Source organism: Saccharopolyspora ipomoeae (assembly GCF_029952525.1).
Taxonomy (GTDB): domain Bacteria; phylum Actinomycetota; class Actinomycetes; order Mycobacteriales; family Pseudonocardiaceae; genus Saccharopolyspora; species Saccharopolyspora ipomoeae.
Genome location: NZ_JASAOF010000005.1, coordinates 123,735 through 143,250, shown reverse-complemented (window position 1 = coordinate 143,250; position 19,516 = coordinate 123,735). Strand labels below are relative to the sequence as shown.

The following is a 19,516-nucleotide window of genomic DNA, read 5'->3' as shown; positions in this document are numbered from 1 at the left end:
TGATGACGGCGGAACCGGTGCTCTTCGGCCGCAAGACCGAGCTCGACGAGCTGCGGCGGCTGGTCGCGTCGGTGGTCGACGGCACCGGTGGTGCGCTGTGGATCGAGGGTGAGCCCGGGATCGGCAAGACCGCGCTGCTCGACCAGCTCGTCGCCGACGCGGCGGTGCGGGGCTGCGCGGTGCGCCACGCCACCGCCGACCGGCTCAGCAGGCAGTTCCCGCTGCGGTTCGTGCTCGACTGCCTCGGAGTCGGGCCCAAGTCCGACGAACCGGAGCTGCGGGAGCTCCACGAGCGGATCTCCGGCGCGGACGGGACCGCCGTCGGCGAGCTCGCCGACCTCGTCGCCAAGTGGTGCGCGAACGCGCCCCTGGTGCTCGTCGTCGACGACGTCCAGTGGGCCGACGACGCGAGCATGCACGTGTGGCAGCGGTTCGTCGCGCTCACCGAAGAGCTTCCGCTGCTGCTGATCTCGGCCGCCCGCCCCGCCCGCGGGCACCACGAAGTGCGCGCGCAGGTGCCCCGGATCTCCCTGCAGCCGCTGGCGGAGACCGCCGTGGCCGGCCTGGCCGGGACGCTCGCCCGCGCAGCCCGGATCGGTCCCCGGTTGCGCCGGATGCTCGCCGGTGCCGCCGGAAACCCGCGCTACGCCGGCGAAGTCGTCGCGGCCCTGACCCGCGAGGGTGCGATCGCCGTCGACGACGGCCGCGCCGAGCTGGCCGGCGCGGACACCGGGATGCCGCGCTCGCTGGCCGAGGCCGTCATCGGGCGGCTCGGCTTCTTCGACCACCAGACCCTCGGCCTGCTCCGGATGGCCGCGCTGCTCGGCCCGGCCTTCGCCATGAGCGAGCTGTCCACCCTCTCCGAACGGCCCGTTTCCGCCCTCGTCGGCCACGTCGAGGAGGCGATGGACTCCGGGGTGCTCGTGGAATCCGGTCTGCACCTGGCCTTCCAGCACCCGGTCGTGCGCCAGGCCCTCTACGAGACCAACCCGACCTCGCTGCGGCTGGCCCTGCACGAGCAGGCCGCGCACGTCCTGCACGACTCCGGGGCCTCCGTGGAACGGGTCGGGGAGCAGCTGCTCGCCTCGATCGCCATCGGCGACAGCGAGATCGACGGCTGGAGCCTGGACTGGCTGGTGCAGCACGGCCACGCCCTCGCCCACCGCGCACCGGCCTGCGCGGCGGAACTGCTCGAGGCCGCGCTCGTCCCGATGCCCGCTGAGGAGGAGCGCCGCGACGTGCTGCTCGCCGCCCGAGCCCTGTCGCTGGTGCAGCTCGACCGGCCCGAGCAGGCCCACGAGCTCAGCGAACGAGCCCTGGCCGAGGTCGCCGACAGCTCCCGCGCCGCCGAGCTGACCTGGTACCTGGTGTGGTCGCTGGCCGTGCGCCGCAGAGCCGACGAGGCCGCCGCCGTCATCGCCGAAGCCGAAGCCACCACCGGGTCCGAGCTGCGCTGGCTGGCTCGGATGCGCGGCACCCTCGCCCAGGCGCAGTTGCTGTCCGGGCGCTTCGCCGACTCCGAGCGCACCGTGGACCGGGCGCTGGCCGAGGCCCGCGAGTCCGGCGACGCCCACGCGCTCGGCCTCGCCCTGCACGTCCGGGGCACGGCGCGGGCCCGCAACAGCGACCTCGCCGAAGCCCTGGTCTGCTACCAGGAAGCCGGTGTCGCGCTCGGCGACGCGCTGGAGAACGTCGACCTGCGGCTGCAGGTGCTCAGCAACCGGATGATGCTGCTGTTCGCCTTCGGCCACGCCGCCGAGGCCGAGTCCGTGCTCTACGAGATGCTGGCCATCGCCGAGACCAGCGCGACCCCGTCCCGGCTGGCCGTCGTGCGGCTGTCGGCGGGCAACCACTACTTCACCGTCGGGCGCTGGGACGACGCCGCGGCCGAGCTGCAGGCCGCGAGCGAGCTCACCGACGAGATGACCCCGCACCAGCTGCGCTGGCTGCACGGGCTGCGGGCGATGCTCGCCGGGTACCGCGGTGAGCGCGAGGTCTTCGACCAGCAGCTGGCGGTCGCGGGCGAGGCGACGCCGGATTCCCAGGAGAACTCCGGCTTCCTGATGGTGGCCGGGGTGCTGGGCGCCGAGATCGACGGCGACCTGGAGCGCGCCAAGGCCATCCTCGTCGAGGCCCTCGACGCCAGCGAGCGGTTCGGCAGCAACTACGTGTGGTTGCCGATGCTGGTCCGCTACGCGTTGCAGACCGGCGACTCCGAGACCGCCACCCGCGCCACCAACTCCTGCGGGCAGGGTGCGACCGTGGGCGCGGCCCCGAACCTGCTCGCCGCCGCGCAGCACTGCCGGGGTCTGGTCGAAGGCGACCCGATCACGCTGCGCGCGGCCATCGCGCACTACGACAAGACCGAGCAGCCGCCCAAGCGCGCCCGCGCGCTGGAGGACCTGGCCGCGGTGCTGGCCGAGCGCGGCGAGATCCCGGCGGCCCGCAAGGCCTACGTGCAGGCGGCCGAGATCTTCACCCAGCTCGGCGCCCACTGGGACCTGAAGCGCGCCGCGGCCCGGATGCTGCCGTACGGCATCCGGACGCCGCGGGCGAAGCGGCTGCGCGCCACCACCGGTTGGGAGGCGCTGACCCGCACCGAGCGGCAGGTGGCGCTGCTGGTCGGCGACGGCAAGTCCAACCCGGAGATCGCCGCCGAGCTGTTCGCCTCGCGCCGCACCATCGAGGTCCACGTGTCGCACGTGCTGGCCAAGCTGGGTGTGCGGTCCCGCGTCGAGGTCGCGGTCGAGGCGACCGGACGCCGCGCCTGAACCATCAGGAAGCACGACACTCCTGAAGTGGTCCGAGTCACAAGAACTTGCTCCTCATGGGGAGTGGCGCTCACGATCGGTCTCGAAACAATCAGGATTCCTGATGATTGAGTTCCCGGCGGAGAGGTTCACCATGTCCACTTCCGAGAATGCCTGGGGCAACACCGTTCTCGTCGACTTCGAGGACGGGATCGCGTGGGTGACGCTCAACCGGCCCGACAAGCGCAACGCGATGAACCCGACGCTCAACGACGAGATGGTGCGCACCCTCGACGCGCTGGAGGCCGACCCGCGCTGCCGCGTGCTCGTGCTCACCGGCGCGGGCGAGGCCTGGTCGGCGGGCATGGACCTCAAGGAGTACTTCCGCGAGGTCGACCAGTCCGACGACCCGTCGGTGCAGATCCGGGTCCGCCGGGCGAGCGCGGAGTGGCAGTGGAAGCGGCTGGCCAACTGGTCCAAGCCGACCATCGCGATGGTCAACGGCTGGTGCTTCGGCGGCGCCTTCACCCCGCTCGTGGCCTGCGACCTGGCGATCACCGACGAGAACGCGCAGTTCGGGCTCTCCGAGATCAACTGGGGGATCCCGCCCGGCGGCGTGGTCACCCGCGCACTGGCCGCGACCGTGCCGCAGCGCGACGCGCTGTACCACATCATGACCGGGGAGCTGTTCGACGGACGCCGCGCCGCCGAGATGCGGCTGGTCAACGAGGCGGTCCCGGCCGAGCGGCTGCGCGAGCGCACCCGCGAGCTCGCGGCCAAGCTCGCCGCCACCAACCCGGTCGTGCTGCGCGCGGCCAAGGTCGGCTACAAGGTCGCCCGCGACATGCCGTGGGAGCAGGCCGAGGACTACCTCTACGCCAAGTTCGAGCAGTCCCAGTTCCTCGACGACACCAACGGCCGCCAGAAGGGCATGTCCCAGTTCCTGGACGACAAGACGTACAAGCCGGGGCTTTCCGCGTACGAGGATTGAAACCGGGACCGTTCTGGACGGTCCGGGGAGCGGAACGGCGTCGCGGCGCCCGGCCCCGGAGGACCGCCGAGAACCCGCGGCGGTGCGGGTTGCCGCCGCGGGTTGGGAGGATTGCGGAAGCGTGAGCGATGATGGGGCGGTGACAGCTGATGACGCTCAGCCCATGACGCTGTACCTGGTCAAACGCCTCGAACTGGCCATCCGGGCCAAGATGGACGAAGCGTTGCGCCCGCTCGGGCTGACCACGCCGCAGTTCACCGCGCTCACCGTGCTGCGGTTGCGCGGCGGGCTGTCGTCGGCGCAGCTGGCGCGCCGCTCCTTCGTCACGCCGCAGACGATGAACGAGATGGTCCGGGCCCTGGAGCGCAACGGGCACCTCGAACGCCGCCGGGACCCGAACAACCGCCGGGTGCTGCAGATGGCGCTCACGCCCGCCGGGCGTGAGCTGCTGGAACGCTGCGACCCGTTGATCTCGGCGATCGAGGAGGAGATGCTGGGCGCGATTCCCGAGGTGCAGCACGCGCTGTTCCGGCAGAGCCTGGAGCTCGGCTGCGACGCGCTCGGCTGACGGTGGCAGAGGAGGACGGGTGGACGTCGAGGAGTACCTGCGGCACGACGGTCTGGGGCTGGCGGAGCTGGTCGCGACCGGGCAGGTGACGCCCAGCGAACTGCTGGAGACCGCCAGGACCAGGGCGAAGGCGGTCAACCCCGCGATCAACGCGATCGTGGCCTGGCTCGACGACCACGCCGACCAGCGCGTCGCCGGTGAGCTGTCCGGTCCGTTCGCCGGGGTCCCGTTCCTGCTCAAGGACCTGCACCAGGACCTCGCCGGAACCGTCAGCAACGACGGGTGCCGCGCGCTGGCCGGTCGCACGGCCAGCAAGACCGACACCGTCGTGCAGCGCTGGCTCGACGCCGGGCTCGTCATCTTCGGCAAGACCAACACGCCCGAGTTCGGTTCCAAGGGCGTCACCGAACCCGACCTGTTCGGCCCGTCCCGCAACCCGTGGGACGCCCGGCGCACCCCGGGCGGCTCCTCCGGCGGCTCGGCCGCGGCCGTCGCGGCCGGGATCCTGCCGGTCGCCGCCGCCAGCGACGGCGGCGGATCGATCCGAATCCCGGCCGCCTGCAACGGGCTCGTCGGTCTCAAGGCCGGGCGCGGCATGATGCCCACCGGTCCGGTGGAGACCGAGCAGTTCCTGGGCATGGCCACCAACGGCGTCATCTCCCGCACCGTGCGCGACTCCGCCGCCATGTTCGACGCCCTCGTCGGACCGGAACCGATGAGCCCCTACGTCACCGCGTCGCCGGAACGCCCGCTGCTGGAGCAGCTCGACGAGGCGCCGGGCAAGCTGCGCATCGGCTACACGACCCGCTGCGCGCTGCGCGAGCAACCGCACCCCGAGGCCGTGCGCGCGGTGGAGCGCTCGGCGGAACTGCTCACCGAGCTCGGCCACGAGGTCGAGGAGGTCGAGCCGCCGCACGACGACCGCCAGCTCGGTCGCGACTTCCTGCTGATGTGGTTCGTCCGGCAGGCCGCCGACGTCGAGCGGATCAAGCGCGAAACCGGCTGCGGCGACGATGGTTTCGAACTCGACACGCTCGTCATGGCCGCGCTGGGCCGGGCGACCGGCGGCATCGCGCTGCACGACGCGCAGGAGCGGCGCCGCGAGCACGTCGCGGCCCTGGCCGACTTCCACACCCGCTACGACCTGTTGCTGACCCCCACCTTGGGCGAGCCGCCGATCGAGGTCGGCTCGCTGGACACCCCGCCCGCGCTGCAGTCGGTGGTCAAGGCGCTGCTGAAGACCCGGACCACCCGCGTGCTCAAGCTGCTGGGGACGGTGGAGCAGATCGTCGACAACAGCCTGCGCTGGGTGCCCTACACCCAGCTGGCCAACCTCACCGGACGCCCGGCGATCAGCCTCCCGCTGCACCGCACCGACGCGAACCTGCCGCTGGGCGTGCAGTTCGTCGGAGCGCCGCGCAGCGAAGGCCTCCTGCTGCGCCTGGCCCGCCAGCTGGAGGTCGCCGCGCCCTGGGCCCAGCCGACGCCGCTGCTGGAAGCGGCCTGACTCAGGTCGGGGTGCGGCGCGGGCCGAGTGCGACGACGCGACTTCATGCTCGCCGACCCGGTTCGGGTCAACGCCGACGGCGATATCGAGGTCTCGGCGCGGCCCGGTCTGGGTGTTGAGCTCGACGAGGACGCCGTCCGGCGTTTCCGGATCGGGTGATCGGCCTGGTGGGTGAGTGTGGTGGGGGAAGTTTTCATGAAGACTTCCCCCACCACTCACCCAGAGGAATTTTCAGTTGAAACTTCCCCCGACGAACCCCGGGCACCCCACCACCAGCACGTTCTCTCGTCGTGGGGTGGGTGAGGTGTCATTTGAAACCTCGGTTTGGGGACTTGGGGAGGGAAGTTTTCATGAAAACTTCCCCCACCACACTCACCCGAGTCCCCACCGGATGGTGATCGTCAGTGCAAGGTGTTCAGGGCGTCCTTGGCGAACGGGACGAGCTCGTGCTGGCGGTCGCCGAGGACCTTGTCCGACCACTCGGGGTCGGCCAGCAGCGCGCGACCGACCGCGACCAAGTCGAACTCGTCGCGCTCGAAGCGCTCCAGCAGCCGCTCGATGCTCTCCACCGAGGCGCCCTTGGTGCCCAGCGTCTCCGGCTCGAACTGGGCGTCCAGGCCGACCGAACCGACGGTGATGACCGGCTTGCCGGTGAGCTTCTTGGTCCAGCCGGCGATGTTGAGCTCCGAACCGGACTCGGGGAACTCCGGCTCCCAGTAGCGGCGGCCGGAGGCGTGGAACGCGTCGACACCGGCGTCCGACAGCGGCGCGAGGATCTCGGCGAGCTCGTCGGGGTCGGTGGCCAGCTTGGCGTCGTAGTTGTGCGCCTTCCACTGCGAGAACCGCAGCACCACCGGGAAGTCCGGCGACACGCGCTCGCGGACCGCCTTGACGATGTCGGTGGCGAACTTGGTGCGCTCGACGTGGTTGCCGCCGTAGGCGTCGGTGCGCTTGTTGGTGCGCTCCCACAGGAACTGGTCGATGAGGTACCCGTGCGCGCCGTGCAGCTCGATGCCGTCGAAGCCGATCCGCTCGGCGGCCCAGGCGGCCTCGGCGAAGGCGTTGATCAGGTCGTCGATGTCGGACAGCGTCAGCGGCGAACCGGCTCCCGGGGTGCCGTCCATGCCGATCCCCGACGGGCCGACGACCGGCGCGTCCTTGAACGGACCCGCACCGGCCGGGCGCTGGATGCCCACGTGCCACAGCTGCGGCATGATCTTGCCACCCGCGGCGTGCACGTCCTTGACCACGCGCGCCCACCCGGCCAGCTGCTCCTCGCCGTGGAAGCGGGGGACCCGCGAGCTCATGCCCGCCGAGGCGTGGTCGACGAAGGTGCCCTCGGTGATGATCAGGCCGGTGCCTGCGGCGGCGCGCCGGGCGTAGTAGGCGGCCACGTCCTCACCCGGGATGCCGCCCGGGGACATGGTGCGCGTCATCGGCGCCATCACGATGCGGTTGGGCAGCTCGACCGAGCCGAGCGTGAACGGGCGGGCCAGTGCCTGCGAAGCGCGACTGCTCACAGTGAAGGTCTCCTGTCCTGCGTTCCAGGCGTGACGTCCCGGAGATGAAGTGTGCAAGACAAAGGTACATATTCGATTCAGCTAACTGCAACTATGACAGTCGCTATTCTGGGTTCGTTGCTAGACTGCGGCCTGACCTGCGGACGGAGGTGGAAGACGTGCTCGACATCCGGTTCTGCCGCGCGCTTCAGGTGATGATGCGGCTGGCGATCGCGGCCGAGGAGGGCTCCGAGGTGCGCAGTTCCACCCAGTTCGCCGAGGAGCTGAGCACCAACCCGAGCCTCGTGCGCAAGCTCCTCGTCCCGCTGCACAACGCAGGACTCGTGATCTGCACGAAGGGTCGCGGCGGCGGCGCCCGGCTCGGCCGCCCCGCCGAGGAGATCACCCTCGCCGACATCTACCGCTGCGCGGTCGGCGACAAGCCCCTCTGGGCCCGCTCGCCCGACGGCGAGCACGTCTGCATGGTCGCCGCCCGCACCGGCGAGTTCTTCGCCAACCTCACCGCCGAAGCCGAACGCGCCGTTCTCGCCTCCCTGGGCGACCGCACCCTCGCCGACAGCGTCCGCGAGATCCGCGCCCTCGACTCCGAACCCGCCCACCGCTGACCGCGGAAGTCCCCGATCTCGATGGAAGTCGGGGACCTGATTTCAATGGAGATCGGGGATCCGGCTTCCATTGAAATTCGGTCACCCCGGTGGCGGTCCGGGGTCAGGGGGTGGTGTGGCGGTAGCCCTGGACCGCTACTCGGGCCGCTCGGGCTGATTTTCTGACGACCAGGGCCGGGGTGTAGCCGTGCTTGGTGAAGACCCCGTTGAGCCAGAAGGTGCCGTAGCCGTGGGCTTGGGTGAACAGCTGCTCCATGAGCTCCAGGGCGTCGGCGGGGGCGGCCACCCGCATGGTGCGGAGGAGGAGCTGGTCGGTGAGGCGGCGGGTCTGGTCGTGCAGGTCCGCGTAGCGGGGGCCTTGGAGGACCTCGGCGTTGATGAGGTCCATGCCGACTCGCTGGCGGATGAGGTAGCCGGTGTAGGCGCCCGCGGCGGCCGCGAGGCCCTCGACGGGGTCGTCGTGCTCACCGGCGGCCCGCTCGACCTCGTCGGCGAGCTGGTGGGCGACCTCGGTGGCCACGGCGGCGACCAGGCTGTCGCGGTCCGGGAAGTGCCGGTAGGGGGCGCCGGGGCTGACCTTGGCGCGGCGGGCGATCTCGGCGACGGAGAAGCCGTCGACGCCGCGCTCGGCGATCAGGTCCAGCGCGACCCGCACGAGCTCGGCGCGCAGATCACCGTGGTGGTACTTCCCGGTCATGTCCTGGATCACATCTCTCGTTCGGAATATGTAAGACCCCTCTTACGTCTCGATGTAAGAAGGCTCTTACATCGAGGGCCCGTGCACAAGCTGTTCCATGGAGGGTTCATGAGCACGATCACGAACGCTATCGCCGTTCCGTCCCCGGGGGCACCCCTGGAGCAGACGACGATCACGCGACGTGACCTGCGGCCGAACGACGTTCTGATCGACATCGCCTACGCCGGCATCTGCCACAGCGACATCCACCAGGCCCGCGAGGACTGGGGCACCGCGATCTTTCCGATGGTCCCGGGGCACGAGATCGCCGGAACCGTGGCCGCCGTCGGCTCCGAGGTGACCAAGTACCAGGTCGGCGACCGCGTCGGCGTGGGCTGCATGGTCGACTCCTGCGGCGAGTGCGAGTACTGCCAGGCCGGCACCGAGCAGTTCTGCGTCAAGGGCAACGTCCAGACCTACAACGGCGTCGGCTTCGACGGCGAGAACACCTACGGCGGCTACAGCCGGCAGGTCGTGGTCAAGGACTCGTTCGTCTGCGGCATCCCGGAGGGCATCGGCCTCGACGTCGCCGCCCCGCTGCTGTGCGCCGGCATCACCACCTACTCGCCGCTGCGCCAGTGGGGCGCGGGCTCCGGCAAGAAGGTCGCCGTCGTCGGCCTGGGCGGCCTCGGCCACATGGCCGTCAAGCTCGCCGCCGCGATGGGCGCCGAGGTGACGGTGCTGAGCCAGAGCCTGAAGAAGCAGGAGGACGGCCTCAAGCTCGGCGCGAAGGACTACTACGCGACCAGCGACGAGTCGACCTTCGAGACCCTCGCCGGCCGCTTCGACCTGATCCTCAACACCGTCTCGGCCGAGCTGCCGGTCGACTCCTACCTGAGTCTGCTGCGGGTCGGCGGTGCGATGGTCAACGTCGGTGCCCCGGGCACCCCGCTGTCCTACAGCGCCTTCTCGCTGATCGGCGGCAACAAGTCGCTGGCCGGCTCGATGATCGGCGGCATCGCCGAGACCCAGGAGATGCTGGACTTCTGCGCCGAGCACGGCATCGGCGCGGAGATCGAGACCATCTCCGCCGACCAGGTCAACGAGGCCTACGAGCGCGTCACCGGCAGCGACGTGCGCTACCGCTTCGTCATCGACACCGCCACCATCGGCGCCTGACGCCGCACGGCTGGGCAAGGCCCCGGGCGACGCCGAACACGGGACGCGGCGTCACCCGGGGTCTCGTGCTATTCGGGCCGGTAGACGTGCAGCGCCCCGTCCCGGGCGGCGAAGGCGAAAGTGCGCCCGGTGACCGAGACCTCGCCGTCGCGGGCCAGCGCCACCGGCGGTCCGAGCACCTCCACCCGCACCCGGTCGCACTCCTGCTGGACGTAGGCGCGGTTCTGGAACAGCGCCCCGGTCAGCGCTCCCGCCACGAACCGGGCGCGCGAGAACGGCAGGTCCGCGCGGATGTAGCGGAGGTCCAGCACGCCGGTGTCCAGCCTGGGCCGCCACGTCGGAGCCAGCCCCTTGGGCTGATAACCGTTGCTGCCGACGAACATCAGCCAGATCCGGTGCCGAGAACCGTTGATCCTCACCGGGATCGGCTTCGCGCTGGCCAGCACCCGCACCAGCGCGGCCGCTCCGGCCGGCCACTTGCCCCAGCGCGGCGCCCACTTCGCGCGCAGCCGCACCACGTCCGGGTAGCCGCCGAGGCTCGCGGTGTTGACGAACCACCGCTGCGGCAGGTCGTCGACCAGCACCGTTCCCAGGTCGACGTTGACCGCCGAACCGGTGCGCAGCGCGCGGAGCGAGTCGGCGACGTCGATGATCCCGAGGTCGCGGGCGAAGTGGTTCAGCGTTCCGCTCGGCACCACCAGCAGCGGCAGCCCGCGCGTGGCCGCCACCGCCGCGGCCGCCGCGACGCTGCCGTCACCTCCGGCGACGCCCAGGGCCTTGGCCCCGCCGGTGGCGTCGAGGTGCGCGTGCAGCTGCTCGGCCAGGTCCCGGCCGGGGATCGGGTGCACGAGTTCTGCGCGCGGGAGCAGCCGGGCGAGCTCGCACGAGGGATCGCGGCTCCCGGAAGCCGGGTTGACCAGCAGGACCAGGCCCTCGCCGCGCTCGATCGCGGCGGTGCGCGCGCTGGGGCGGGCGAGGCTGGGCGTGGCCGGGCGGACCGGCCACCAGCGGTGGGTGGCCACGGCGACGCCAGTGCCGATCGCGGCGCCGACGAGCACGTCGGTGGGCCAGTGCACGCCGGTGTGCACGCGCGAGTACGCCACGGCCCCGGCCAGCGGGAGCAGCGCGAGGCCCAGCCGGGGCGATTCCATCGACACCGCTGCGGTGAAGGCGGCGGCCGAGGCCGCGTGGCCGGACGGGAACGACGAGGACGACGGCGGCGCGGAGAGCCGCCGGTGCTCGGGCAGCAGGTCCGCGGCCGGTCGCCTGCGCGGCAGCAGCGGTTTGCCGATCCCGTTGGTGATGGCGCTGCTGAACGCGATCGCACCGGCTCCGCGCAGCGCGGCGCGCCGGGTCCGCCCTCGCCGGGTCGCCAGCAGCGCGGCCAGACCGAGCCAGAGCTTGCTGTGGTCGGCGAGGTGGGTGAGCCGCCGCAGCGCGGGATCGGCGTTGCTGCGCGGCCAACCTGCGGTGCTCAGCACGAAGTCGTGGTCGGCGGACTTCAACCGCCGGACCGCGCTGCGCACGCCGAGCACGTCGTTCCCTAGTCGGCGCGGGCGCCGGTGTCGCGGAAGATGACCCAGCGCATCGCGCTGTACATGTAGACCGCCTCGCACATCCCCGCGATGAGCCGCGAGAGGTGGTACTGCGTGCCGAGCGCGGCCAGCCCGGAGCCGAGGCCGAGGATGAACAGCAGGTAGTTGAGCGCCACCGCCACGGCGTAGAGCCCGGCCTGCGGCCCGACGGGCGCGTGCGAGCGGAAGTTCAGCGCCCGGTTGAGCAGGAAGCTGGCGGTGAAGGCGATCAGGTAGGCGACGGTGAAGGCCACCGGCACCGGCCAGTGCAGCGCGCTGCGGAACAGGGTGAGCAGCAGCAGGTCGAGGGCGAAGGTGGAGCCGTTGATCAGCGCGAAGCCCAGGAAGCTCGGCGCGACGACGCGGGAGAGCCCGAAGGGGAGTCTTCGAGTCACCGCCTCCATGGCGGTGTGGAAGCGCTGCCCGGGGGAGCGCGGGGACTGCGGTGCGATCGGCTCGGCCTCTTGCCCGGCGGTCATGGCGCAACGATGACATGTCCGGATGAACGCGACTCGGCGAGGGTGCGCCGGTCTCGCGATGGCGTGGTCTGTGGGTTCAGTGAAAAGTGAAATGAATTCGCGTTGTTCGGGGTGGGCGAAGTTCTCATGAAAACCGCATTAACAGTCCACAGAGGAATCCGAATTCGATTCGATGATCGTTCTGCGTTCAACGACCCCGATGTGAAGATCGACATCGGATGGCGCATACTGGAATCGCGGCAGCGCGTGCTCTCCTGCCCGAAACCTTTCTGCCCTTTGCCTACTCGTCACTGGTGAGAACTGTGTCCAAGCACGCCCAGCCCCGCCCCGAAGCCGGCATGACCCGGATCGCCGAAGGCGGGCGCACCTGTCCGGTCCCGTCCGACATGATCGCCCTGCACGGCCCGTGGGGCACCCGCCGCGCCAAGCGCCCGATGGTCAACACCGGCGTGGTGACCGCGGACGTCGCGGTCCGCGCCTGAACGCTCGATGTCCGTGGTCCCGCTGCTCGGCGGTGCGGGCTGCCGGGGTGGTTCGCGCTGCTCGCGGCTGCGCCGCTTGCGCGAGGCCTCGTGGGGACATCACCCGTAGGTGCGGTTCGTGACCCGGCGGAGGTAGAAAGGACGCCATCGGTGTCCTCGAACTTCGCAGGAGGCGGACCATTCGCATCGAGCGGCCTGTCACCAAAGCGGCCCTGGTGGTCAACGTGCACTCGCGCACCGGGGGCAAGGCCTACGCCTACGCCCTGGAGCGGCTGCGCGAGCTCGGCGTCCCGCTGGGTGCCACCTACCCGCTGAACGATCCGTCGCGGCTCGTGGAGACCGTCGACTCGGCGGCCCGGAGCGGCCACGACCTCATCATCGTCGGCGGTGGCGACGGCAGCGTCAGCTCGGTGGTCGACTGCCTCGCCCACCGCGACGTGCCGCTCGGGCTGCTGCCGCTGGGCACCGCGAACGACTTCGCGCGCACCATGCACATCCCCGACGACCTCGACGGGGCCTGCCGGACGATCCTCGGCGCCCACATCGTCGACGTCGACCTGGGGCTGTGCGGGGACAACTACTACGTCAACCGCGCCTCGGTGGGCATCGGGGCGGAGGTCGCGCAGGCCATGTCGCCGCGGCTGAAGCGCTTCGTCGGCCCGCTGGCCTACCCGGTGGCCACCGCCAAGGCGTTCCTCAAGCACCGGCCGTTCGCCGCTACGCTGCGCTTCCCCGACGGCGACCACGCCGACGTCGGCTACGACCGGCTGCTGCAGATCTCGGTGGCCAACGGGCGCTACTTCGGCGGCGGGCAGGTGGCCGCCAGCGACTCGGGCATCGACGACGACGCCCTGGACATCACCGTGCTCCGGCAGGGCAACATCCGTCAGCTCGCCGGGGTCGTGCGCGGGCTCAAGACCGGCGCGCCCAACGACCAGATCGAGCAGTTCCGCACCCGGAAGGTCGAGGTCGTCACCGACGAGCCGCAGCCGATCAACATCGACGGCGAGGTCGTCTCCAGCACGCCGCAGACGTTCAGCGTCGCCCGCAACGCCCTGCACGTCGTCACGCCGAAGACCTGGACCGACGGCGAGGCGCCGGAGTAGATCAGGTGTAGGGCGACGGGGTCGGCAGGTCGCCGAGCAGCGCGTACCTGCCGACCTCGACCCGCTTGTAGGCGACCGGGTCGTGCAGGCTGTGGGTGCGCAGGTTGCGCCAGTGCAGGTCCAGACCGACCGCGTTCGCGGTGGCGCGAGCACCGGTGAGCTCGAAGATCCGGTTGGCGACCTCCAGCCCGACGTCGATCGTGCGCTGCTTGGCCGCCGACACGAGAACCGCTGCGCGGCCCCGCATCTCGCGCGTCACCGAGTCGCGGTCGGAGTGCAGCAGCTGCGCCAGGCTCGCCCCGGCGGTGTCGGTGAGCGTCTCCGCGGCCCACAGCTTCGACTGCAGGTCGCCGTAGCCCTCCAGGACGTAGAACTCCTCGGTGCCGGAGTTCTTGCCCTCGCCGCCGTAGGGCCAGGCGCGGGTGTGCCCGCGCGTGTAGGCGACCCCGGCGCGCAGCGCGGCCTGGGCGATGCCGAGGTAGAGGTTGGCGAAGACCAGGTGCAGCGCGGGCACGTGCAGGGTGCTGAAAGCCGAGGCATGGAAGCGCTTGTCGACGTATCCGGCGGCGGCCGACCACGGCACCCGCACGTCGGTGATCTCCACGCTGCCGGACACGGTCAGCCGCTGCCCGAGGTTGTCCCAGTCGTCGCCGAAGGTGATCCCGTCCTGCCGGGCGGGCACGACCGTGAACACGCTCTGGCCACCGGGTTCCAGCGTGCCCTCCACGACCAGCAGGTCGGAGACCTTGGCGCCGGTGGAGAAGGACTTCTTCCCCCGGTAGAGCAGCGTTTCGCCCTCGTCGGCGACGATCAGGTCGTGGTCGCGCGGGTTGACCACTCCGCCGAAGAAGTGCGCGTGGGTCGTGTAGAGCGCGTCGACCTCGGTGATCTGCGCGGGCGTGCCGACCAGCCGCATCGCCCACGCCCAGACGTAGTGGTGGCCGAGCAGCTGGCCGATCGAGCCGTCCCCGGCGGAGACCTCGCGGACCACGCGGCAGGCGGTGGTCCAGTGCTGCGCGCCGCCGCCGTGCTCGGCCGGTCCGAGCAGGGTGACCAGTCCGGATTCCTTGAGCAGGCGGATTTCCGCGGTCGGCGGCGCCCCCTCGCGGTCGCGCTGCACCGCGTCGGCGGCCAGAACTCGGGCCACCGCACGGGCTCTCGCGATCCACTCTTCGGGCGTCGACGGCTTGGGCTGATCGGCCCAGCGCGGAATCTCGTTGCTGCTCAAGGCCATCCTCTCCGAGGAGTCCAGGGGCCCGGCGTCCGACATGACCGCCGGCGACGCGAAAACGCCACGACGCCAAGCACGATAGCGCCTGCGCGGAACGCGTCCGGACGGGGTGAGTCCGGTTCGCTCCGCGGCGGACTCCGCGTCTGGTGTGTCGCCGAGCGGCACGATCACCGGCGACGGGCTTCTGGGGCCGGTTCGAGGGCATCACCGCCGGTGAGATCGGCAACGACCCCGACGAGCGGTGCCGCTGCGGACCCGGCTGCGACCTGTTGCGGGAAACCGGAGAAAAGGACTCCACTCGTGATCGTTTGCGCTGGTCATCAGGGATGCGGATGGCCAGGGGGCGAAGCCGGATCATCCGTACGGGTTAGCCTGGTCGGGGTTCGCCGAGTGGAAGGGTTCTGCGTGACGGAGGTGGGAGCGCTGCTGGCCGGCCGGTACCGGCTGGAGCGGCGGCTGGGCAGCGGCGGCATGGGCGTGGTGTGGCTGGCCACCGACGAGCTGCTGCAGCGCCCGGTCGCGGTCAAGCAGCTCAGCGCCGCCGAGGGCGCCAGCCCGGAGGTGGCCGAGGAGGCGCGGCAGCGCGCCATGCGCGAGGGCCGCCTCGCCGCACGCCTGCACCACCCGAACGCCGTGGCGGTGCACGACGTCACCGAGCACGACGGCTTCCCCGTGCTGATCATGGAGTACCTGCCCTCCCGCAGCCTCTCCGAGGTGCTGGCGGAGAAGGGGCGGATGACCCCGGGCAAGGTCGCGAGCATGGGGGCGCAGGCGGCCGCAGCGCTGGAGGCCGCGCACGCCGCCGGCATCACCCACCGCGACATCAAGCCCGGCAACGTCCTGCTCGGCGACGACGGCACCGCCAAGATCACCGACTTCGGCATCTCGCACGCCGCCGACGACGTGTCGGTCACCCGCACCGGCGTCATCGCCGGAACGCCCGCCTACCTGTCGCCGGAGGTCGCGCGCGGGCAGTCGCCGACCCCCGCTTCCGACGTCTACTCGCTGGGCGCGACGCTGTACGCGGCGGTGGAGGGCGTGCCCCCGTTCGGCGAGGACGCGACGAACTCGATCGCCCTGCTGCACGAGGTCGCCGCCGGCCGGTTCCGGCCGCCGCAGCTGGCCGGGGTGCTGGCGCCGGTGCTGAGCCGGATGCTGCACGTCGATCCCGCGCAGCGGCCGACGCCGGCCCAGGCCGCCGAGGCGCTGCGGGCCGTGGGTTCCGGCGCGCCGAACCCGCTGCCGGAGCCCGATCTCACCCAGCCGATGAGCCGGGTCGAGGACACGGCGCTGGTCGGCGCGGTGGACAACGGCACCCGGCTGGACAACGCGCCCGTGGCCCCGCCGAGGCGTTCGCGCCGCTGGATCTACCTGACCGCCGGTGCCGTCACCGCCGCGGTGCTGGTCGCGCTGGCGTTCCTGCTGCCCTCCGGTGACCAGCAGCAACAGCAGCAGACGGCCTCGCCCGCCGAGCTCGAACGCGTCGTGTCCGACTACTACGCGTTGCTGCCCGAACACCCGGCCAACGCCTGGACCCGGTTGGGCACCGGCCTGCAGGCGCAGGGCCGCTCCGGCTACGAGGCCTTCTGGTCGAGCGTGTCGGAGGTCCAAGTGGTCGAGCCGCCGACGGTCACCGGCCGCAACGCCGTGCGCATCGGGATCGTGCTGGTCATGCCCGACGGCACGCGCATCACCGAGCACCACCAGCTCGGTCTGCGCGGTGCGCGGCAGCCGCTGATCGAGTCCGACTCGGTGGTCGATTCGTCGACGAGCTCGCCGCCCCCGCCGCCCGCGCCGGTGGAGAAGCCGCAGCCGCCGAACCCGGGCGAGCACAGGCCGGGCAAGGGCAACGAGCACAAGGACGAGCCGGGCAAGAAGGGCTCGGACAACTGAGCGCTGCGCGGGGAGTCGTGCGCACGTTGCTGGTCGACAACCACGACTCCTACACCTACAACCTGTTCCACCTGCTGGCCCGGGTCAACGGGTGCGAGCCGCACGTCGTCACCAACGACGCCGCCGGGGACCTGGATCTCGACGAGTACGACAACATCGTCCTCTCGCCCGGTCCCGGGAGCCCGGAGCGCGCGCGGGATTTCGGCATCTGCGCGGAACTCCTCCGGCGGGCGACCGCGCCGGTGCTGGGCGTGTGCCTGGGGCATCAGGGCCTGGCCGTCAGCGAGGGCGCGCGCGTGGTCCCCGCGCCGGCGGCGCGGCACGGGCACCTCACCCGCGTCCGGCACGACGGGGACGCGATGTTCGCCGGTATCCCGGCCGACTTCGGGGCCGTGCGCTACCACTCGCTGTGCGTGGCCGAACCGGTGCCCGAGGAGCTGCTGGTGACCGCGCGGGCCGAGGACGGCGTGGTGATGGCGTTGCGGCACCGGGACCTGCCGCGCTGGGGAGTGCAGTTCCACCCGGAGTCGGTCGAGTCCGAGCACGGCGAGCGGCTGCTGGCCAACTTCCGCGACCTCGCTCCCGGCCGAACGGCCCGGCGGAGCGTCTCCGCCCAGCGGACGTCCGCCGCTGGGCGGACTTCCGCTGGGCGCCGTTTTCGCGCCAACGTGGTGGAGCTGGAGGGCGCGGTCGACACCGAGGCCGCGTTCGCGCGGCTGTTCGCCGACTCCGAGCGCGCGTTCTGGCTGGACAGCTCCCGGGTGGAGGAGGGGTTGTCGCGGTTCTCGTTCCTGGGTGACGATTCCGGTCCGCTGAGCGAAACCCTCGTCCACCGGGTCGGTTCCGGTGAACCCGTGCTCGACCGGTTGCAGCGCGAGCTGCGCGACCGGGAGATCGAGGCACCGCCGCTGCCGTTCGACTTCACCGGCGGCTACGTGGGCTACTTCGGCTACGAGCTCAAGGCCGACTGCGGCTCGCCGAACCGGCACCGATCCCCGGCCCCGGACGCGGTGTGGATCTTCGCCGACCGGTTCGTGGCGGTGGACCACCTGCGCGGGCGCACCTACCTGGTGGCGTTGAGCGAGGGGGATCGCGCGGAAGCGGTCGACTGGCTCGCCGGCACCAGCGCCGTCCTGTCGGCTCTGCCACCCGCGGGCGAACCCGGTGACGCCGAGGGCGCGGAGATCGAGCGGGCGCTGGCCCGCGATCGCGCGGCCTACGTGCGCGAGGTGCTGACCTGTCAGGACCACCTGCTGGCGGGGGAGAGCTACGAGATCTGCCTCACCAACGCCGCCGAGCTGCCCGCCGTCGAACCCGCCTGGGAGACCTACCGGCGGTTGCGGCGCCGCAACCCCGCGCCGTACTCGGCGTTCCTGCGCGCCGACGCGGTGGAGGTGGCCTGCTCGTCGCCGGAGCGGTTCCTCAAGATCACCCCGGACCGGGTGGTGGAGGCCAAGCCGATCAAGGGCACCGCGCCGCGCGGGGAGAGCGCCGAGCACGACGCGGAGATCCGCCGCGAGCTGGCCGCCGATCCGAAGACGCGGGCCGAGAACCTGATGATCGTCGACCTGATGCGCAACGACCTCGGCCGGGTCTGCGAGGTCGGCTCGGTGCACGTGCCCGAGCTGATGGCGGTGGAGACCTACGAGACGGTGCACCAGCTGGTCTCCACCGTGCGCGGCACGCTGCGCGCCGAGCGCGACGTGATCGACTGCGTGCGCGCCTGCTTCCCCGGCGGCTCGATGACCGGGGCGCCGAAGCGGCGGACGCTGGAGCTCATCGACGAGATCGAGGACCGGGCGCGCGGCGTGTACTCCGGCGCGATCGGCTACCTGGGGTGCTCGGGCGCGGCCGATCTCAACATCGTCATCCGCACGATGGTCCTCGTCGACGGCCGCTGGCGGATCGGCGCCGGGGGCGCGATCGTGCTGGGTTCGGATCCGGAGGCCGAGTTCGACGAGATGCTGCTCAAGGCCGCCGCACCGGCACGGGCGCTGCCGTCAGTCGGGGACGCGCGTGGCGGTGGCCAGCAGCGCCGCGGCCGGGCCGGTGAGCTGCAGCCCTGAGCGCCACACGGCGTGCAGCGGTCGCCGCAGGTCCATCTCGGCGACCGGGACCTCCACCAGCCGGTGCTCGGCGAGGTCGGTGGCGGCGGCCAGGACGCTGAGCACCGCGGGTCCGGCCCCGGCGACGACGGCGTTGCGCACGGCGGTGGTCGAGCTGAGCTCCAGCAGCGGCGCCACCGGTGTCGCGCCGACCTCGGCGAGCGCGCGGTAGAGCTTCTCGCGGGTGCCGGAGCCGTGCTCGCGCACGATCAGCGGGGTCGCGGCGAGCTCGCTGGGCGTCAGCGGCCGCCGCAGCCGCGACCAGGGGTGTCCGGGCGGGACGATGACGATCATGCGGTCGCCGGTCAGGTAGCGCACCGACACGCCATCGGGCGGGTCGGGGGCCTCGATGAAGCCGAGATCCGCCTGCCCGTGCCGGACGGACTCGGCCACGGCGGCGGAGTTGGTGACGTCGAGTTCGAGGTGCACCTCCGGCAGCGCCTCGCGCAGCCTGCTGATCCAGCGCGGCACCAGGTACTCGGCGACGGTCATGCTCGCGGCCACCCGAAGCTTGGACTCCTGCTGAGCGCGCAGCGCCCGCACGCCGTTCATCAACCCGTCGACGTGGGCGAGGACTTCGCGGGCCCAGCCGCACACCATCTCCCCGGCCGGAGTGGTGGTGCAGCCCTGCCGGGTGCGTTGCAGCAGGTCCAGGCCGAGTTGGCGTTCGAGCCGGTTGAGCCGCTTGCTGGCCGAGGGCTGGCTGATGCGCAGCTCGGCGGCGGCGGCCCCGATGCTGCCCAGCTCGCCGACGAGCACGAGCAGGCGCAGCGATTCCGGATCGGGGGCGGTCATGCCCGAAGGATAGGTCGTGGACCCGATGTCAGGGCAGCGGGCATTCCGCAGGGCT

General features: G+C 71.7%; 17 protein-coding genes. 11 read left to right on the top strand and 6 right to left on the bottom strand.

Features of this window, described 5'->3' with window-relative positions:
* Window positions 1-2 precede the first annotated feature (2 nt).
* The 5 genes from QFW96_RS11670 to QFW96_RS11650 all read left to right on the top strand — a co-directional run bounded on the left by QFW96_RS11670 (window position 3) and on the right by QFW96_RS11650 (window position 5,975).
* A complete protein-coding gene (locus QFW96_RS11670) occupies window positions 3-2,771 on the top strand; it encodes an ATP-binding protein (RefSeq protein WP_281455752.1) in 2,769 nt (922 codons plus the stop codon).
* Window positions 2,772-2,904: 133 nt separating this feature from the next.
* Window positions 2,905-3,741: a p-hydroxycinnamoyl CoA hydratase/lyase gene (locus QFW96_RS11665; protein WP_281455599.1), complete on the top strand. Its 837-nt coding sequence runs from the start codon at window positions 2,905-2,907 to the stop codon at window positions 3,739-3,741.
* 163 nt (window positions 3,742-3,904) lie between these two features.
* Window positions 3,905-4,309: a MarR family winged helix-turn-helix transcriptional regulator gene (locus tag QFW96_RS11660; RefSeq protein WP_281455751.1), complete on the top strand. Its 405-nt coding sequence runs from the start codon at window positions 3,905-3,907 to the stop codon at window positions 4,307-4,309.
* Between the two features lie 19 nt (window positions 4,310-4,328).
* On the top strand, window positions 4,329-5,816 hold the full coding sequence (locus QFW96_RS11655; protein ID WP_281455598.1) for an amidase: 1,488 nt from the start codon (window positions 4,329-4,331) through the stop codon (window positions 5,814-5,816).
* A 27-nt stretch (window positions 5,817-5,843) separates the two neighbouring features.
* Window positions 5,844-5,975, top strand: coding sequence for a hypothetical protein (locus QFW96_RS11650; protein WP_281455597.1), 132 nt, complete (start codon window positions 5,844-5,846; stop codon window positions 5,973-5,975).
* 242 nt (window positions 5,976-6,217) lie between these two features.
* Here QFW96_RS11650 and QFW96_RS11645 read toward each other — a convergent pair whose 3' ends face one another.
* A complete protein-coding gene (locus tag QFW96_RS11645; protein WP_281455596.1) occupies window positions 6,218-7,336 on the bottom strand; it encodes an NADH:flavin oxidoreductase in 1,119 nt (372 codons plus the stop codon).
* Window positions 7,337-7,494: 158 nt separating this feature from the next.
* Between QFW96_RS11645 and QFW96_RS11640 the strand changes: the two genes are divergently transcribed.
* The gene (locus QFW96_RS11640) at window positions 7,495-7,941 is read left to right on the top strand and encodes an Rrf2 family transcriptional regulator (RefSeq protein WP_281455595.1); all 447 of its coding nucleotides are present in this window, start codon (window positions 7,495-7,497) and stop codon (window positions 7,939-7,941) included.
* Window positions 7,942-8,044: 103 nt separating this feature from the next.
* Here QFW96_RS11640 and QFW96_RS11635 read toward each other — a convergent pair whose 3' ends face one another.
* Complete coding sequence (locus tag QFW96_RS11635) at window positions 8,045-8,638, bottom strand: TetR/AcrR family transcriptional regulator (protein ID WP_281455594.1); 594 nt, start codon at window positions 8,636-8,638, stop codon at window positions 8,045-8,047.
* Between the two features lie 108 nt (window positions 8,639-8,746).
* Here QFW96_RS11635 and QFW96_RS11630 point away from each other — a divergent pair, with 108 nt between their 5' ends.
* Entirely contained in the window at window positions 8,747-9,796 is a 1,050-nt protein-coding gene (locus QFW96_RS11630; RefSeq protein ID WP_281455593.1) for an NAD(P)-dependent alcohol dehydrogenase, read from the top strand.
* Window positions 9,797-9,864: 68 nt separating this feature from the next.
* Here QFW96_RS11630 and QFW96_RS11625 read toward each other — a convergent pair whose 3' ends face one another.
* Both QFW96_RS11625 and QFW96_RS11620 read right to left on the bottom strand, forming a co-directional pair.
* On the bottom strand, window positions 9,865-11,322 hold the full coding sequence (locus QFW96_RS11625; RefSeq protein ID WP_281455592.1) for a phosphatase PAP2 family protein: 1,458 nt from the start codon (window positions 11,320-11,322) through the stop codon (window positions 9,865-9,867).
* Between the two features lie 17 nt (window positions 11,323-11,339).
* Window positions 11,340-11,849, bottom strand: coding sequence for a GtrA family protein (locus QFW96_RS11620; RefSeq protein WP_425524746.1), 510 nt, complete (start codon window positions 11,847-11,849; stop codon window positions 11,340-11,342).
* A 293-nt stretch (window positions 11,850-12,142) separates the two neighbouring features.
* On the opposite strand from QFW96_RS11620, the gene QFW96_RS11615 reads away from it, so the two are divergent.
* The gene (locus tag QFW96_RS11615) at window positions 12,143-12,331 is read left to right on the top strand and encodes a hypothetical protein (RefSeq protein ID WP_281455591.1); all 189 of its coding nucleotides are present in this window, start codon (window positions 12,143-12,145) and stop codon (window positions 12,329-12,331) included.
* Window positions 12,332-12,546: 215 nt separating this feature from the next.
* Entirely contained in the window at window positions 12,547-13,437 is an 891-nt protein-coding gene (locus QFW96_RS11610) for a diacylglycerol/lipid kinase family protein (RefSeq protein WP_281455590.1), read from the top strand.
* A 1-nt stretch (window position 13,438) separates the two neighbouring features.
* On the opposite strand, the gene QFW96_RS11605 is transcribed toward QFW96_RS11610, so the two are convergent.
* Window positions 13,439-14,665 carry an acyl-CoA dehydrogenase family protein gene (locus tag QFW96_RS11605; RefSeq protein ID WP_425524745.1) on the bottom strand — a complete coding sequence of 409 codons (1,227 nt, stop codon included), beginning with the start codon at window positions 14,663-14,665 and terminating at the stop codon, window positions 13,439-13,441.
* A gap of 408 nt (window positions 14,666-15,073) precedes the next feature.
* On the opposite strand from QFW96_RS11605, the gene QFW96_RS11600 reads away from it, so the two are divergent.
* Together QFW96_RS11600 and pabB are read left to right on the top strand one after the other, a co-directional pair.
* Window positions 15,074-16,561 (top strand): serine/threonine-protein kinase, encoded by a 1,488-nt coding sequence (locus QFW96_RS11600; protein WP_281455588.1) that lies wholly within the window; start codon window positions 15,074-15,076, stop codon window positions 16,559-16,561.
* A gap of 17 nt (window positions 16,562-16,578) precedes the next feature.
* Window positions 16,579-18,627 (top strand): aminodeoxychorismate synthase component I, encoded by a 2,049-nt coding sequence (pabB, locus tag QFW96_RS11595; RefSeq protein WP_281455587.1) that lies wholly within the window; start codon window positions 16,579-16,581, stop codon window positions 18,625-18,627.
* Here the strand turns inward: pabB and QFW96_RS11590 are convergent.
* The gene (locus tag QFW96_RS11590; RefSeq protein WP_281455586.1) at window positions 18,562-19,461 is read right to left on the bottom strand and encodes a LysR family transcriptional regulator; all 900 of its coding nucleotides are present in this window, start codon (window positions 19,459-19,461) and stop codon (window positions 18,562-18,564) included. The genes pabB and QFW96_RS11590 overlap by 66 nt on opposite strands.
* Window positions 19,462-19,516: the final 55 nt, after the last annotated feature.

Excerpts from the sequence above, each read along its gene's own strand:
- QFW96_RS11670 (WP_281455752.1), top strand. The coding sequence starts at position 3 with ATGACGGCGGAACCGGTGCTCTTCGGCCGCAAGACCGAGCTCGACGAG.
- QFW96_RS11665 (WP_281455599.1), top strand. The coding sequence starts at position 2,905 with ATGTCCACTTCCGAGAATGCCTGGGGCAACACCGTTCTCGTCGACTTC.
- QFW96_RS11660 (WP_281455751.1), top strand. The coding sequence starts at position 3,905 with ATGACGCTGTACCTGGTCAAACGCCTCGAACTGGCCATCCGGGCCAAG.
- QFW96_RS11635 (WP_281455594.1), bottom strand. The coding sequence starts at position 8,638 with ATGACCGGGAAGTACCACCACGGTGATCTGCGCGCCGAGCTCGTGCGG.
- QFW96_RS11630 (WP_281455593.1), top strand. The coding sequence starts at position 8,747 with ATGAGCACGATCACGAACGCTATCGCCGTTCCGTCCCCGGGGGCACCC.
- QFW96_RS11620 (WP_425524746.1), bottom strand. The coding sequence starts at position 11,849 with ATGACCGCCGGGCAAGAGGCCGAGCCGATCGCACCGCAGTCCCCGCGC.
- QFW96_RS11590 (WP_281455586.1), bottom strand. The coding sequence starts at position 19,461 with ATGACCGCCCCCGATCCGGAATCGCTGCGCCTGCTCGTGCTCGTCGGC.